Source organism: Microbacterium sp. MF43 (genome assembly GCF_012847295.1).
Lineage (GTDB): Bacteria > Actinomycetota > Actinomycetes > Actinomycetales > Microbacteriaceae > Microbacterium.
Window position 1 is genome coordinate 658,469 of the sequence record NZ_JABBDY010000003.1, and the last position, 15,658, is coordinate 674,126.

Annotated in this window: 17 protein-coding genes; 1 reads left to right on the forward strand and 16 read right to left on the reverse strand. The window is 70.4% G+C overall.

The window, feature by feature from the left end; translation table 11 throughout:
* Positions 1 to 41 precede the first annotated feature (41 nt).
* From HF323_RS11570 to murC, 11 genes are all read right to left on the reverse strand, one after another.
* Positions 42 to 491: a hypothetical protein gene (locus tag HF323_RS11570; RefSeq protein WP_169582706.1), complete on the reverse strand. Its 450-nt coding sequence runs from the start codon at positions 489 to 491 to the stop codon at positions 42 to 44.
* A gap of 9 nt (positions 492 to 500) precedes the next feature.
* Complete coding sequence (locus tag HF323_RS11575; protein ID WP_169582707.1) at positions 501 to 1,070, reverse strand: GNAT family N-acetyltransferase; 570 nt, start codon at positions 1,068 to 1,070, stop codon at positions 501 to 503.
* 47 nt (positions 1,071 to 1,117) lie between these two features.
* A complete protein-coding gene (locus tag HF323_RS11580; RefSeq protein ID WP_169582708.1) occupies positions 1,118 to 2,038 on the reverse strand; it encodes an RluA family pseudouridine synthase in 921 nt (306 codons plus the stop codon).
* Between the two features lies 1 nt (position 2,039).
* Complete coding sequence (gene lspA / locus HF323_RS11585) at positions 2,040 to 2,654, reverse strand: signal peptidase II (RefSeq protein WP_169582709.1); 615 nt, start codon at positions 2,652 to 2,654, stop codon at positions 2,040 to 2,042.
* 9 nt (positions 2,655 to 2,663) lie between these two features.
* Positions 2,664 to 3,257, reverse strand: coding sequence for a DivIVA domain-containing protein (locus HF323_RS11590; RefSeq protein WP_169582710.1), 594 nt, complete (start codon positions 3,255 to 3,257; stop codon positions 2,664 to 2,666).
* Positions 3,258 to 3,390: 133 nt separating this feature from the next.
* Positions 3,391 to 3,690, reverse strand: coding sequence for a YggT family protein (locus HF323_RS11595; protein WP_169582711.1), 300 nt, complete (start codon positions 3,688 to 3,690; stop codon positions 3,391 to 3,393).
* Positions 3,691 to 3,699: 9 nt separating this feature from the next.
* Positions 3,700 to 4,161: a cell division protein SepF gene (locus HF323_RS11600; protein ID WP_169582855.1), complete on the reverse strand. Its 462-nt coding sequence runs from the start codon at positions 4,159 to 4,161 to the stop codon at positions 3,700 to 3,702.
* A gap of 32 nt (positions 4,162 to 4,193) precedes the next feature.
* Positions 4,194 to 4,901, reverse strand: coding sequence for a YggS family pyridoxal phosphate-dependent enzyme (locus tag HF323_RS11605; protein WP_169582712.1), 708 nt, complete (start codon positions 4,899 to 4,901; stop codon positions 4,194 to 4,196).
* Positions 4,902 to 4,931: 30 nt separating this feature from the next.
* A complete protein-coding gene (gene ftsZ, locus HF323_RS11610; protein ID WP_169582713.1) occupies positions 4,932 to 6,071 on the reverse strand; it encodes a cell division protein FtsZ in 1,140 nt (379 codons plus the stop codon).
* Between the two features lie 181 nt (positions 6,072 to 6,252).
* Positions 6,253 to 7,221 carry an FtsQ-type POTRA domain-containing protein gene (locus HF323_RS11615; RefSeq protein WP_169582714.1) on the reverse strand — a complete coding sequence of 323 codons (969 nt, stop codon included), beginning with the start codon at positions 7,219 to 7,221 and terminating at the stop codon, positions 6,253 to 6,255.
* Between the two features lie 6 nt (positions 7,222 to 7,227).
* A complete protein-coding gene (gene murC, locus HF323_RS11620) occupies positions 7,228 to 8,652 on the reverse strand; it encodes a UDP-N-acetylmuramate--L-alanine ligase (RefSeq protein ID WP_169582715.1) in 1,425 nt (474 codons plus the stop codon).
* A 115-nt stretch (positions 8,653 to 8,767) separates the two neighbouring features.
* Here murC and HF323_RS11625 point away from each other — a divergent pair, with 115 nt between their 5' ends.
* Positions 8,768 to 9,130, forward strand: a complete 363-nt coding sequence (locus HF323_RS11625) for a GntR family transcriptional regulator (protein WP_169582716.1) — start codon at positions 8,768 to 8,770, stop codon at positions 9,128 to 9,130.
* Positions 9,131 to 9,215: 85 nt separating this feature from the next.
* Here HF323_RS11625 and murG read toward each other — a convergent pair whose 3' ends face one another.
* Genes murG through murF form a run of 5 tightly spaced genes read right to left on the reverse strand, consistent with a single transcriptional unit; the run spans position 9,216 to position 15,648 of the window.
* Positions 9,216 to 10,316, reverse strand: a complete 1,101-nt coding sequence (gene murG, locus HF323_RS11630; protein ID WP_169582717.1) for an undecaprenyldiphospho-muramoylpentapeptide beta-N-acetylglucosaminyltransferase — start codon at positions 10,314 to 10,316, stop codon at positions 9,216 to 9,218.
* A gap of 41 nt (positions 10,317 to 10,357) precedes the next feature.
* Complete coding sequence (ftsW, locus tag HF323_RS11635) at positions 10,358 to 11,626, reverse strand: putative lipid II flippase FtsW (RefSeq protein ID WP_169582718.1); 1,269 nt, start codon at positions 11,624 to 11,626, stop codon at positions 10,358 to 10,360.
* Complete coding sequence (murD, locus tag HF323_RS11640; protein WP_169582719.1) at positions 11,577 to 13,130, reverse strand: UDP-N-acetylmuramoyl-L-alanine--D-glutamate ligase; 1,554 nt, start codon at positions 13,128 to 13,130, stop codon at positions 11,577 to 11,579. The genes ftsW and murD overlap by 50 nt, the downstream gene beginning before the upstream one ends.
* Positions 13,127 to 14,239, reverse strand: coding sequence for a phospho-N-acetylmuramoyl-pentapeptide-transferase (gene mraY, locus HF323_RS11645; protein ID WP_169582720.1), 1,113 nt, complete (start codon positions 14,237 to 14,239; stop codon positions 13,127 to 13,129). The genes murD and mraY overlap by 4 nt, the downstream gene beginning before the upstream one ends.
* On the reverse strand, positions 14,236 to 15,648 hold the full coding sequence (gene murF, locus HF323_RS11650; RefSeq protein ID WP_169582721.1) for a UDP-N-acetylmuramoyl-tripeptide--D-alanyl-D-alanine ligase: 1,413 nt from the start codon (positions 15,646 to 15,648) through the stop codon (positions 14,236 to 14,238). Before murF ends, mraY begins: the two co-directional genes overlap by 4 nt.
* Between the last annotated feature and the right edge of the window lie 10 nt (positions 15,649 to 15,658).

Here is a 15,658-nt window from a genome sequence, read left to right on the forward strand (position 1 = left end):
CGCGCGGGCAGGTCGCTTCACCCTCGACGACAGGGTGAAGGTCAGAAGTCCTCGTCGAGCGCGTACTGCTGCTGCCACGTGTGCGGACGGTCGATGCGCAGCCCGTACAGGTAGCGGATGAGCTGCCCCTGATGCTGCGTCTCATGCTCGAGCAGGGAGAGCGCGTAGGTCAGGGAAGCCTCGTCGGCGGCATCGATGCCGGCGACCCACGCGTCGAGGTCGCGCGCGGTCTGCTCGAACGCGGCGCGGAGTGCCGAGGCATCCGTCGTCTGCTCGGCCGTGACAGGACTCGTGAACCCCTGCCACGCGCCCGCCGCCGCCGCGCGCGGGTAGCTCTCGCGGGCGCCGAGCACGCACCACAGCTGGTGTCCGATGGTGTCGGACGGCAGGTCGGCCAGGTGCGAGCCGAGCAGCTCGGGCGGAACGGTGTCGAGGAGGTCCAGGTACAGCACGGTGGAGCGCGCGAGGCGGCGTCGCAGCAGGTCGTTCACGCGTCCAGGCTAGAGGTCGCGGCGCATCAGCACGCGCGGGAAGCCGGACAGCACCGACTCGGTGTCGGCCGCCTTGATGAAGCCGGCTTGCTCGAAGAGCCCTCGCGTTCCCACGTACGCCATCGTGAGGTCGACCCTCTCACCCTGATTGTCGACCGGGTACCCCTCGATCGCCGGCGCACCCTGCTGCCTTGCGAACGCGACGGCACCGTCGATCAGCGCGTGCATCACGCCCTTCTTGCGATGGCCGGGGCGCACGCGGAAGCACCACACCGACCAGACGTCGAGATCGTCGACGCGGGGGATCTTCCGGAAGGTGGCGAAGTGGGTGCGGCTGCGCGGGGCCACGGCGGCCCATCCGACGGGCTCGTCGCCGTCATAAGCCAGGACGCCGATCGGCCCCTCCTCGGCCATGAGCCGCCGCACGCGCTGCGCCCGCTCTGGACCACGCAGCGCCGTCGCCTCCTTGGCGGGGATGCGGTAGCTGAGGCAGAAGCAGACGCTGGACTCGGGCTTCTTCGGGCCGACCAGCGTCGCGACGTCGTCGAACACGGTCGCCGGTCTCACGTCGATCGCCATAGCCCGAGTCTGGCCCGCACGCCCGACATCCGCGCGGGCTGCGCCGCTCAGTCGCCGCGCAGCACCTCGAGAGCGTGTGCGAGGTCGGGCGGATACTCCGACGTGAAGGTGACCCACTCCCCCGACGCCGGGTGGGCGAACGACAGTTCGTGCGCGTGCAGCCACTGCCGCGTCAGGCCGAGGCGCGCGGAGAGCGTGGGATCCGCGCCGTACAGCGGGTCGCCGACGCACGGGTGGCGGTGCGCAGCCATGTGCACGCGGATCTGATGGGTGCGACCCGTCTCGAGGTGGATCTCCAGCAGCGACGCGCCGGGGAACGCCTCCAGCGTCTCGTAGTGGGTCACGGAGTCCTTGCCGTCGGGCGTCACGGCGAACTTCCACGAGTGGGTGGGGTGACGGCCGATCGGTGCATCGATCGTCCCGGCGAGCGGGTCCGGATGCCCCTGCACGACCGCGTGGTAGATCTTCTCCACCTCGCGCTCCTTGAACGCGCGCTTGAGCGCCGTATAGGCGTGCTCGGTCTTCGCGACGACCATCAGGCCGCTGGTGCCGACATCGAGACGATGCACGACTCCCTGACGCTCCGCGGCACCGCTCGTCGCGATCCGGTAGCCGCCGGCCGCCAGCGCGCCCAGCACCGTGGGCCCCTCCCATCCGACGGACGGATGGGCGGCGACACCGGCGGGCTTGTCGACGACGACGATCTCGTCGTCGTCGTACGCGATCCCCAGATCGGGAACCTCGACGGGGATGACGCGGGGCTCTTCCTTCGGCGCCCACGAGACATCGAGCCATGCGCCGCCGCGCAGCTTGTCGGACTTCGCGAGCGTCCGCCCGTCCATCGTCACACCGCCCGCCTCGGCAACCTCGGCCGCGAAGGTGCGGGAGAATCCGAGCATCTTGGCCAGCGCGGCGTCGACGCGCACACCGTCGAGCCCGTCGGGCACGGGAAGGCTGCGGGACGCCACGTCAGGCTTTCGGGGACTCGGATGCCGCGGCATCCGCTTCGCCATCACCGGCGGCGGGCTCGGATGGAGCGGACGGCGACGCGTCGTCGCCCGCCGTCTTCCGCGGCTCGCGCGTGCCGTCGAGATGGAGCCCGAGCAGGACGAGCAGGGCCACGGAGATCATCATCGAGACGATGAAGATGTCGGCGACGTTGTAGATCGCCGGCATCATCCATGGCGTGTTGATGAAGTCGATCACATGCCCGACGGGAAAGCCCGGCTCGCGAAGCACGCGATCCGTGAGGTTGCCCAGGACGCCGCCGAGCAGGAGACCGAGCACGACAGCCCACAGCCGGGATCGGATGCGGGTTGCGGCGAGCCACACGATCACCACAGCCACGGCCGCCAGCGCGATCGTGAAGATCCACGTGACGCTCTCGCCGAGCGAGAAGGCGGCGCCGGGGTTTCGGACGAGATAGAAGATCAGGAAGTCGCCGATCACCGGGACCGGCTGCTCGTACGGCAGGTTGTCGAGTGCGAGGTACTTCGTGAACTGGTCGGCGGCCAGCACCAGCACCGCGAGAGTCGCGATGATGGCGCCGGCCGCCGCCTTGTGAAGGGGGGGTCGGCCCGTCAAAGGACCGGCCTAGAGGCCGATGGCCGAGACCGGCGACGTGCCGGACGACGTGCCCGTGGTCTCGAGATCGCGCAGGTGACCCTCGATGTACGTGCGCAGCTGCGCGCGGTAGTCGCGCTCGAAGTTGCGCAGCTCGGCGATACGGCTCTCGAGCTGCGAACGCTCGCGGTCGAGGCGCGCGACTTCTTCGCGGCCGCGGGTCTCGGCGTCGGAGATGATCGAGGCCGCCTGAGCCTTGGCCTCGGAGATCAGCTGGTCGCGCTGAGCGCGACCCTCGGCGACGTGCTCGTCGTGCAGGCGCTGGGCGAGCTCGATGATGCCTGCGCTGGCAGCACCGGGCGCAGCGCCCTCGGCAGCGGCGGGGGCGGCGGGCGCCGGAGCAGCCGCGGCGGGGGCCGGAGCGGGCTCGGCGGTGCGAGCGGGGGCGGCACCGGACTCGTACGCCGCCAGCTTGGCCTTCAGCTCCTCGTTCTCGGCGAGAGCCTTGCGCCACTCGACGACGATCTCGTCGAGGAAGTCATCGACCTCGTCCGGGTCGAAGCCCTCCTTGAAGCGGACGTGCTGGAACTGCTTGGTGACGACGTCATCGGGGGTCAATGCCATGGTGATTCCTCTTTCGAGCGCTCAGGTCGCTGGCCGATGTCGGGGGACGACCGGCCGGCGGCTGGTCGTATCAGGCAAGCATAGCCGCGGGCCCCTGAGAGTGTCGAAGGGTTCGACGTGCCCGGCGGCGTGTCTAGGCGGCGATCGCGCGGGTGACGCTGAGGAGGATGAAGCACAGCAGCATCGTCAGCGCGAAGCCGAAGTCGATGGCGATCGCCCCCACCCGCAGGGGCGGGATGAATCGCCGGAAGAGCTTGATCGGAGGGTCGGTGACCGTGTAGATGAGCTCGGCGGCGACGAGGCCGGCGCCGCGCGGGCGCCACTCCCGGTTGAAGAACGGGATCCAGTCCAGGATCAGCCGTGCGAGCAGCAGGAAGACGAAAAGGAGGAGCGCCAGATTCAGGATCGAGGCGATGAGCTGGACGACGGGCACCTATCCAGACTACGGCTGCGAGAAGGGGACCGATTCCGGATCGGCCTGCGCGACGGCGCCGTCACCCGAGACGGCGACGTTCTCCGGCGAGAGGAGGAACACCTTGCTGGTGACCCGCTCGATGCGGCCGTACAGGCCGAGCGACAGACCCGAGGCGAAGTCGATGAGGCGTCGCGCATCGGCGTCGCTCATCTGCGACAGGTTGATGATGACCGGGATCCCGTCGCGGAAGTTCTCGGCGATGACCTGGGCGTCGCGGTACTGCTTGGGGTGCACCGTCACGATCTCGTTGATGGCCGAAGGAGCCGGCTGGCGCACCACCGCGGGGCGATGGATCGGCGTCACCGGAGCAGCCTTCTCGACGACCGCCTCGGTCTTGCGGCTGCGCGGCTGGGGCGCGGGCTCGTCATAGACCTCTTCCTCGTCGGCGAGGCCCAGGTACACCATGGTCTTCTTGAGCGGGTTCGACATCGCATCCTCCGTTGTGCTCATCTGTTCCGAGGTTAACCGCGCTCGGGGCGCGGGCCCGTGATTGCCGAGCCGATCCGCAGGTGTGTCGCGCCTGCGGCGATCGCCTCCGCGAAGTCGGCGGTCATTCCCGCCGAGATCCATCGCGCGTCCGGGACGACGCGACGCACGCTCGCGGACAGGTCGGGGAGGCGATCGAACGCCTGCGCCGGCGGGACGTCCAGTGGCGCGACCGCCATCACACCCCGGATGCGAAGCGTCGGGAGTGCGGCGACGTGGCGCGCGAGCTCTTCCACCGCGTCGGGGGCGACACCACCCCGGCCGGGATCGTCGGTGAGGTTGACCTGCAGCAGCACGTCGAGCGTCGGGCTCCCGGGTGAGGCGGCCGCGTCGAGCGCATCCGCGAGGCGCGCGCGGTCCACCGAGTGCACGGCCGACGCGTGCGCGCGGATCGCGCGCGCCTTGTTCGTCTGCGCCTGCCCGATGAAGTGCCAGTGCAGGCCCTCCAGCTGCGTCACCTCTGCGGCCTTGGACGACAGTTCCTGCTGCCGGTTCTCCCCTACGTCGCGCACCCCGAGGGCGTACAGCCGCTCGACGAGGCTCGCAGGGTGGAACTTCGTCACGACGATCCTCGTCAGCTCTGCGGGATCGCGTCCGGCCGCCCGCGCCGCCTCCGCGATGCGGGCATCGACGTCGGCGAGACGGGCGGCGAGCGCCGCGTCGGGCTCAGCGGACGGTGGCACGGCGTATCGCTCCTGGGCCCGGCGACGGCGTTACTTGAGGAAGTCGGGGATGTCGAGGTCGTCGTCGCCGAACGCCGAGTCGAACGAGGTCTCGGGCAGGCTCGCGCCGACCGAGACCTTCTCGGGCTCCTGCTCCTTCGCCGCTTCGTCGGCCGACAGCGCCGGCACGGCGGGCGTCGTCACGACGCGCGAGGCCGTGATCGGCTCGATGCGCTGCTGCGGCTCGCCGCCGTCGAATCCCGCCGCGATGACCGTGACACGCACCTCGTCGCCGAGGGTGTCGTCGATCACGGTTCCGAAGATGATGTTCGCCTCGGGGTGTGCGGCTTCCTTGACCAGCTGCGCTGCGTCGTTGATCTCGAAGATGCCGAGGTTCGACCCGCCCTGGATCGACAGGAGGACGCCGTGGGCACCCTCGATCGAGGCTTCGAGCAGCGGCGACTCGACCGCGAGCTCGGCGGCCTTGATCGCACGGTCGGCGCCGCGAGCGGAGCCGATGCCCATCAGCGCGGAGCCTGCACCTTGCATGACCGACTTCACGTCGGCGAAGTCGAGGTTGATCAGACCCGGGGTCGTGATGAGGTCGGTGATGCCCTGCACACCGGCGAGGAGCACCTGGTCGGCGGTCGCGAACGCCTCGATCATCGAGATGCCGCGGTCGCTGATCTCGAGGAGCCGGTCGTTCGGCACCACGATGAGGGTGTCGACCTCTTCCTTCAGCTTCGCGACGCCCGTCTCGGCCTGCTGCTGGCGGCGACGCCCCTCGAACGAGAAGGGCTTGGTCACGACGCCGATCGTCAGGGCGCCGATCGACTTGGCGATCTTCGCGACGACGGGCGCGCCGCCCGTGCCGGTCCCACCACCCTCTCCGGCGGTGACGAACACCATGTCGGCGCCGCGCAGCGCTTCCTCGATCTCCTCGGCGTGGTCCTCGGCAGCACGACGGCCCACTTCGGGGTCGGCACCGGCGCCGAGCCCGCGGGTGAGCTCGCGCCCCACATCGAGCTTGACGTCGGCGTCACTCATCAGGAGCGCCTGCGCATCGGTGTTCACGGCGATGAACTCGACGCCGCGCAGGCCGAGCTCGATCATCCGGTTGACGGCGTTCACGCCGCCTCCGCCGACTCCGACCACCTTGATGACGGCGAGGTAGTTCTGGTTCTGGCTCATGCCGGCCTCCGTAGCCCTGGACCCTGGTCTAAACTTTCAACCTCTAGTAGAGGTATAAAGAATTGCCCGGTATGCAATTCCTGAATCGAAAGTAAGCGGCCGCCGCCGCGCGACCGGGAGCGTTCCGGCGTGTCGCTGCATCCCGCGGCGAGATCCGCGTGCCGGGCGCGGGTTTCAGGTCTCAGCGGATGACGACAGCGGACGGCGACGAGACGTCGTACACGTTCACGGTCGCCGGCGGCTTGGCGGCCATCGCCTTCTGCAGGACCACCGCCTTCTTGGCGGAATCCGACGCGCTCCCCCATACGACCTGCGTGGCGGTGCCGCCCATCGTCAGCGTCACGTCGTCGGGAGTGGATGCCTCGACCGCCGTGACCTGAGCGCGGACGGCATCCGGCAGCGAATTCATCACCTGACCCGCCGCGGCGAAGGCATCCGACCCGACCCCGCCGCGGATGTCGATGATCGGCAGCCCCGTCGGCGCGGCGGCCGTGGTCGACAGCGCGACGCCGGCGGAGTCGACGACCGAGAAGCCGGCACGGGTCTCGATCACGCCGATCGGCGTGCGTTCGACGATGCGCACCAGGAGCTCGTGCGGAGGACGCGCCTCCAGCGTGTACGACTCCACGAGGGGGAACGCGATGAGCGCCGCCTTCACGGCGCTCTCGTCGACGAGGGGCATGGGCGTGCCCAGCTGGTCGGCGAGCGCGGACTGCACCTCGGCCTCGTCGAGCTGCTCGGCACCCACCACCGTGATGGCCTCGACGGCGAACAGCGGGCTGTACGCGGCTCCGAGCGTCGCGAGCGCCAGCACCACGATCGACGCGCCCGCCGCGATCCAGGTCATCCGGCGACGCCGCTGGCGGGCGGTGAAGCGGCGCACCTCTGCTCGCAGCGCCTTCCGGCGCGCGCGAGCGGCCCCCCACACGTCGCGCCAGCCGATGAAGTCGTCGTCGAGAGGGCGGCCGGTCGCCGCGTCGTCAGCGCGGGCGGTCGGCGTCGTCAGCGCGATGACCTCGCCGGCGGTCCGGTCGTCGCCGTGACGCTCCTCGAACTGCGGAGCGAGGTCGGCCGTGGATGTCGCGCGCGGCGCCGCGGCGGATGCCGCATCGCCGCGCGGCGGCGGCGGCAGCGGCGTCGGCCGGCGCATCCGCTCCTACTCCCCCACGCTCGAGGGGGCGACCGGAGCGGTGCGCTCGAGCGCGTCGAGCACCTGCGGGATGATCAGGTTCACGTTCCCGCACCCGAGAGTGATCACGAAGTCGCCCTCACGCGCGATCGAGGCGGTGTAGTCCGCGGCTTCCTGCCAGTCCGGAACGTAATGCACGTGCGATGCATCGTCGAAGGCGCCGCTCACGAGCTCTCCGGTGACACCCGGGACCGGGTCCTCGCGGGCGCCGTATACGTCGAGCATCACGGTGTGGTCAGCGTGATGCTCGAGCACCTGGGCGAACTCGCGGTACATCTCCTGCGTGCGCGAGTACGTGTGCGGCTGCTGGATGGCGATGATCCGTCCGTCGCCGACGACCGTCCGCGCCGCAGAGAGCGCCGCGGCGACCTCGGTCGGATGATGCGCGTAGTCGTCGTAGACGCTGACCCCGCGCTCGGTGCCGTGCAGCTCGAAGCGGCGCACGGTCCCCGCGAACTCTTCGACCGCGCGCACCGCCGGTTCGAGCGGGTGGCCCAGGGTCAGCAGCACCGCGACCGCGCCGGCCGCGTTCACGGCGTTGTGGGCGCCGGGCACGGGGAGAGCGCCCGCGACGGTGTGTCCGTCGTAGGTGATCGTGAACGACACCGGTCCGTCGGTGCGGATGTCGCCGACGCGGACGGCGGCATCGGCCGACTCTCCGAAGCTCACGACGCGCTCGTGCGTCAGGTGCTCGGAGACGCGGCGTGCGCCGGGGTCGTCCGACGAGATCACCACCGCCTCGCGGGCCTCGTTGCCGAACCGCGCGAACGCCTCGTAGAAGGCTTCGCGGGTGCCCCAGTGATCCAGATGGTCAGGATCCACGTTGGTGATCAGTGCCACGGACGTGTCGTACAGCAGGAAGGTGCCGTCCGATTCGTCGGCTTCGATGACGAAGAGATCGTCCGAGCCGCTTCCGCTCGAGACGCCGAGCTGGGCGATCACTCCGCCGTTGACGAAGGTCGGATCGGCGCCGAGCGCCTGCAGCGCGGTGACGATCATCCCGGTCGAGGTCGTCTTCCCGTGCGCTCCGGCGACCGAGACGAGGCGGCGACCCCCGATCAGCCAGTGGAGGGCCTGCGAGCGGTGGATGACGTGGAGACCGCGCTGCTTGGCCAGCACGAACTCCGGATTCTCTGGCCAGATGGCGCCGGTGTGAACGACGGTGTCGACGTCGTCACCCAGGTTGGCCGCGTCGTGGCCGACGTGGACGGTCGCCCCCAGCGCGGCGAGATCGCGCAGCGAAGGGCTGTCGGCGCGGTCCGACCCCGAGACCCGGATGCCTCGTTCGAGATACATGCGGGCAAGGCCCGACATGCCGGAGCCGCCGATCCCGATGAAGTGGGCGGCCTCGATGTGCTCGGGGATGGGAAGAGAGAGGTCGGGTCTGATCATGACCCGTCAATCCTAAGTTCGCGGGCTGGCCGGTCGGGCCCGGCACGCTGGCCGCCTTGACCTGTTGGTACGAACGTGCGCACAATCGCACGGACGCCGAGACCGAGGAGCCGCCGTGATCACGATCGACCCGTCGTCGCCGACGCCACCCTTCGAGCAGCTCCGCGCGGGCTTCGTGGACGCGATGGCCTCGGGTGAACTCGCGCCGGGGCATCGCCTTCCCACGGTGCGCAAGCTCGCCGAGGATCTGGGCGTCGCGCCGGGCACCGTGGCCCGCGCGTACCGCGAGCTCGAGGCATCCGGCCTCATCGAGACCCGCGGGCGCAACGGCACCTTCGTGTCCTTCGACGACGACCCCGCTCGAGCGCAACTGCAGCGCGCCGCGGCGGCGTTCGCGGCCCAGGTCCGCGAGCTGCGCGTCGACGCGGAGCACGCCCTCGCCGTCGTGACGGCGGCACTGCGCGCACCCGCGGACTAGCGGCCGGAGCTCGGTCGGACAGCATTCGCCGAGGTCGGCGCAGAGCGGGCGGCCACTCGCCGAGGCCGGCGCAGAGCGGACCGTCTCAGCTCGATGCCGTCGGCCGGCCGAGCGCCTGGTCGATCAGGTCGAGGACGTTCTCGGTTCCGGTGCGCGTGCCGACGGATGCCGCGGCATCCGTCATCGCCCGCCTCCTGGCCTCGTCGGCGAGCAGCGGCACGATCTCGCTGCGGACTCGGTCGCCGGTGAGCTCCGCGTCGGGGATCAGGATCGCCGCGCCGGCTCGAACCGCCGACGAGGCGTTCAGGGCCTGCTCGCCGTTTCCGACCGCGTACGGCACGTACACGGCGGGTATCCCGAGCGCGCTGATCTCGCTCACGGTCGCCGCGCCCGCGCGCGAGACGATGAGATCGGCCAGGGCGAACGCCAGATCCATCCGGTCGACATACCGGCGCACGGTGTAGCCGCGCACGCCGGGATCGGCCAGCTCGGATCGCTCGCCGGTCACGTGGAGCAGCTGCCAGCCCGCGTCGAGCACATCGCGCCACGCGGCGCCGTGCCCTTCGCCGAAGGCGTCGTTGAGCCGCTGGGCCCCGAGCGAGCCGCCGAACACGAGGAGCACCGGGCGGTCCTCGTCGAGGTCGAAGGCGGACGCCGCCTCGGGTCTGCGTGCAGCGCGGTCGAGCTCGACGATCTCGCGTCGCAGGGGCATCCCGACCACGTGCGACCGCTTGAGCGGCGTCCCCTCGAACGCGACGCCCACTTTCGCCGCGGTGCGGGCGCCGAGGACGTTCGCCATTCCCGGGCGCGCGTTCGCCTCGTGCACGACGAAGGGGATGCGGGCGCGGCGGGCGGCGACATAGGCCGGAGCGGAGGCGTACCCGCCGAAGCCGACGACCACATCGACCGAGCGGGAGGCCAGGTGCGCGCGCACCTGAGCGACCGCGCGCGGGAACTGCACGGGGAATGCCGCAGCAGAGCGGTTCGGGCGCCGCGGGAACGGCACCTTGTCGACGAACAGCAGCTCATACCCGCGGTCGGGCACGAGCCGCGACTCCAGGCCCTCTCGCGTGCCCAGCACGAGCACCTCGGCGTCGGGTTCCCGCGCACGAAGCGCGTCGGCCACGGCGAGCAGAGGGTTGACGTGTCCGGCGGTGCCGCCGCCGGCGAGAAGGTACGTCGTCACCCACCGAGCCTATCCGGCGGGGTCCGCTTCCCGCCGCGAGGTCAGCGGGTGCGGGATGCCGCTGCCCGCCGTGCCGCGGCGAGATCGATCGACGCCTGCCGGCGCGCGACCGCGTCGGGGAGCGTCCGCGCGAACGCCAGCAGGACTCCCGAGGCGACGAGCACGGAGAGCAGCGACGTGCCGCCCTGCGACATGAAGGGCAGCGGAACGCCCAGCACGGGGAAGACGCGAAGCACGACGCCGACGTTCACGAGCGCCTGCCCGACGATCCATACGGTGATGCCGCCGGCGACGATGCGCACGAACGGGTCGTCCGTCTTGCGGATGATGTGGAAGGCGCCGACGGCGAAGAGCCCGTAGAGGGCCAGGACGACCGCGCAGCCGATCAGTCCGAGCTCCTCCCCCACGATCGCGAAGATGTAGTCGTGCGCGGCCGCGGGCAGCCAGTCGTACTTCTCGCGAGAGTTCCCCAGCCCCAGGCCGAAGATCCCGCCGTTGGCCAGTCCCCAGATGCCGTGCAGCGGCTGCCAGCAGTCGTTGAGGTAGTCGTCGAGGCAGTTGGGATTGAGGAAGCTCATGAAGCGGCGCATGCGGTCGGGGCTGGTCACCGCCAGGTAGGCGACGATGGCCGCCGCGCCGATCGCGGGAAGGATGAAGATGCGGAGCCGCACGCCGGAGAAGAACAGCGCGCCGAGCACGATCAGCACGAGGATCATCGCCGTGCCGAGGTCCTTGCCCGCCATCACCGTCGCGATCGCGAGGCCGGCGACGGGGACGAGCGGAATGTAGACGTGGCGCCACAGGCCCAGCAGGGTCTGCTTGCGGAACAGCACGTAGCCGACCCACAGCGCCAGCGCGAGCTTGAGGAACTCGGACGGCTGGGCCTGCACACCGGCGATCACGATCCAGTTGCGGTTGCCGTCGTTGTCGAACCCCAGGGGCGTGAAGACGAGCAGCTGGAACAGCGTGGCCAGGATGAGCGCCGGCCAGGCGACCCGCTTCCAGAAGGTCACGGGCAGACGACTGGCGATGAACATCAGCGGGATGCCGACGGCGGCGAACAGCGCCTGGCGGAAGGCGGTGTCGTACGGAGACTGCCCGGCCGCTGCGGCGACAGCCGACGTCGCCGAGAGCACCATGACGAGTCCGAACACCGTCAGCAGCACGGTGGTCGACGCGATCAGCAGGAACTCGCTCGGCACGGGAGCGAACACCCGTCCGAGCGACACGCGCGCTGCGAGCCCGCGGCGGGCCGAGGGGTCAGGCGGGGTCGCCGCCGGCGGACGGGTCCGCGGCTGCGTCGTGCTCACCCTCGGCCCCCGTTCCGATCCGCTTCCTCACCGCGTCGGCGAAACGCCGGCCGCGATCCGCGTAGGACGCGAACTGGTCGAAGGATGCCGCGGCGGGGGCGAGCAAGACGACGTCCCCGTCACGCGCGATCCCGGCCGCCAGCTCGACGACACGCGTCATGACCTCTTCAGTCTCGGTTGCGTCCACCTCGAACAGGGGCACCCCCGGCGCGTGTCGCGAGAACGCCGCCACGACGCCGTCCCGCTCGAGGCCGATCACGATCGCCGCCTTCGCCTGCGCGCCGCGATCGGCCACCAGGTCGGAGATGTCCACGCCCTTCAGGAGACCGCCCACGACCCAGACGGCGCCCGGGTACGCCGTGAGCGACGACGCCGCAGCGTGGGGGTTCGTGGCCTTCGAGTCGTCGACCCACGTGACTCCTTCGTGGGTGGCGACGACCTCGATCCGATGCGGGTCCAGTCGGAACCCCCGCAGCGCATCGCGGACGTCCGCCGGAGGCACATCGAGCGAGCGCGCGAGAGCGGCGGCGGCGAGGATGTTCGCCGCGACGTGAGGCGCCGAGAGCCCGAGCTCGCGCAGCTCCGCGACCGTCGTGAGCTCGAGGGCGCTCGTGCGCCGGTCCTCGAGGAAGGCGCGGTCGACGAGGATGCCGTCGACCACGCCGAGATCGCTGGGTCCGGGCACGCCGAGGTCGAAGCCGATCGCTCGCGCCCCCTCGACGACGTCGGCGTCTTCGACCATGGTGCGGGTCGCGGCATCCGCCTTGTTGTACACGCACGCCACCCGCGTGTTGTCGTACACGTGCGCCTTGGCATCGCGATACGCCTCGAACGAGCCGTGCCACTCCAGGTGGTCGTCGGCGAGATTGAGGCACACCGCCGCGTGCGGCGAGACCGGGTCCGGTCCCTCCTGCAGTCCCAGGTACCACAGCTGGTGGCTCGAGAGCTCGACGACGAGCGCATCGAATCCGCCGGGGTCGCGCACCGCGTCGAGCACCGGCGTGCCGATGTTGCCGACCGGCGCGGCGCGCAGGCCTCCGGCGACCAGCATCGACGCGGTCAGGCGCGTGGTCGTGGTCTTCCCGTTCGTCCCGGTGACGAGGATCCAGTCGGCCGGCGATCCATCGGCGCGCACCACCTTGTCGCGCACGCGCCACGCCAGTTCGATGTCGCCCCATAGGGCGATACCGGCTTCGCGGGTCCAGGAGATGAGCGGATGCCCCGGCGCGAAGCCCGGCGAGGCGATGACGACCTCCGGGGCGAACGCCGCGAGCTCGGCGGGCACCGCAGAGAGGGATCCCGTCCACAGGCGCGCGCCGACGACCGGCAGCAGGCGCGCGTACTCCTCGTCGGCCTTCTCGGTGACGACGAGCACGTCGGCGCCGAGCTCCGTGAGCGTGTCGGCGACGGCGAAGCCCGTGACGGAGAGGCCGAGCACGGCGACGCGCAGGCCCTTCCAGTCCGCGTGCCAGCTGATGAGGCCGTCGAGGCGGTCCGAGGTCATGTCTGCGACAGCCACTCGACGTAGAAGAACCCGATGCCCGAGACCGCGAGCAGCCCCGCGATGATCCACATGCGCACGGTGATCTTCACTTCGGGCCACCCGCGCATCTCGAGATGATGGTGGAAGGGGCTCATGAGGAAGAGACGCCGGCCGCGGGTCGCCTTGAAGTACAGACGCTGCAGGATGACCGAGCCCGGAGCGATGATGAACACGCCCGCGACGAGGATCGAGAGCAGTTCAGTGCGGGTGAGGATCGCCATGGCCGCGATGACGCCCCCGATGGCCATCGATCCGACGTCGCCCATGAAGACCTCGGCCTTCGGCGCCTGCCACCAGAGGAACCCGACGAGGGCGCCGACGAACGACGCCGACACGATGGCCAGGTCGAAGGGGTTGGGCGTCGGATAGCAGGCCGAGAACGCCCCCGGCGACAGGCCCTCGCCGCCCCAGCACGCCTGGTTGAACTGCCAGAACGCGATGAGGCTGTAGGCGCCCGTGACGAAGATCCCTGCGCCGGCGGCCAGGCCGTCGAGGCCGTCGGTGAGGTTCACGCTGTTCGAATACGCGACGCCGATGAACGCGGTCCACGCGAGGTACAGCAGCCAGCCGAGGATCGGGCCGAGCGCGAAGAACGACAGCACCGGCAGGTCTCGGAAGATCGACACGTACGGCGAGGCCGGCGTCTCCTGCCACGCGTTGGGGAAGTTCAGCGCGACGATCGCGAACGGCACGACCACGACGAGCTGGCCGACGATCTTCCGCCACCCGCTGAGACCGAGGCTGCGCTGGCTGCGCACCTTCATGTAGTCGTCGATGAATCCGACGACCCCGAAGCCGACCATCATCCAGATGACGAGGAGCCCCGAGATCGTCGGCGGGTTGTTGCCCGTGAAGGCGCCGAGGAGGTAGCCGACGATCGTGCCGACGATGAAGATCGTGCCGCCCATGGTGGGCGTGCCGCGCTTGGCGCCGTGACTGGGGTTGTGGATGTTGTCGGGGGTGCGGATCACCTGCCCCCAGCCCCACTTGCGGAAGAGCCGGAGGAAGACCGGCGTGAGGAAGAGGGTGAATGCCAGCGAGATCGCCGCCGCCGTCAGGAGTGATCTCACGAGAATGATTCTCCCAGACGATCGCCGAGGAACCGCAGACCCGCCGAGTTCGACGACTTCACGAGCACACGGTCCCCGTCGCGGAGCTCGCCGACGAGGTAGTCGTACGCATCGTCGGCGGTTTCGAAGAACACCGCTTCGGCATCCCACGACCCCTGTGCGACGGCCTCGAGGTACATGCGGCGGGCATCGGAGCCGACGACGACGATGCGCTTGATCCCCAGGCGGACAGCCAGCAGGCCGACCCGGTCGTGCTCCTCCTCGGCGTGCTCGCCGAGCTCGCTCATGGCCCCGAGCACGGCCACCGTGCGCTCCTTCGGGCCGGTGATCTGCGCGAGGGTGCGCAGCGCGGCCGCCATCGAGTCGGGACTGGCGTTGTAGGCGTCGTTGATGATCCGCACCCGCTCCGAGCCGAGCGGCTGCATGCGCCAGCGCTCAGCGAGCTCGACGGTCTCGAGGCGCGCGACGCAATCCGCGAGGGGCACGCCGAGGGCGGTCGCGGCGGCGATCGCCGCGAGGGCGTTCATGACGTGGTGCTCGCCCAGCACGCGGAGGCGCAGCGGCGACGACCGGCCGTCGGCGGACACGACGCACGTCGTACCGGATGCCGTGACGACGACGTCGTCGGCCCTGACCTCCGCCCCTTGGCTGCGGCCGAACCAGCGCACCGATACGCCGCGCTCGGCGGCGATGGGGGCCATCGCGGCCACGCGGGCGTCGTCGGCATTGAGGATGGCGAGCCCGCCCGGGCGCAGCGCGCGCACCAGCTCGGACTTCGCCTGGAACGTCGCTTCGATGCCGCCGAACCCGCCCGCGTGGGCGAGCCCCACCATGAGGACGATGCCGATGTCGGGCTCGACCAGGCCCGCGAGGCGGGCGATCTCGCCGGGGGCGCTCGCCCCGAATTCGCTGACGAGATATCGCGTGTCGTCGGTGACACGCAACATCGTCAGCGGCGCGCCGACCTCGTTGTTGAACGACGCCTTGGGTGACACCGTCTCGCCCTCGCCCTCGAGGATGCGGGCGAGGAGGTTCTTCGTGGTCGTCTTGCCGTTCGAGCCGGTGATCCCGACGATGCGGAGGTCTCCACCGTCCCGAACGGCGCCGACCACCTCGCGAGCGAGGTCCGCCAGTGCGTCGACCGCGCTCGGAACGACGATCTGGGTGACGGATGCTTCGACCACCCGCTCGACGATCGCCAATGCCGCTCCGTTGGCGACAGCGGCGTCGACGAACAGGTGGCCGTCCGTCTCCTCGCCCGGCTTGGCGACGAAGATCCCTCCCGGCACCATGAGGCGCGAGTCGGTGTCGACGGCACCCGAGACGATCGTCTCAGCGGTGTCGGCGCCGGCGAGGACGACTTCCCCTCTGACGGCACGGGCGATGTGGGCGATGGTGAGGGCGATCATGAATTCTCCG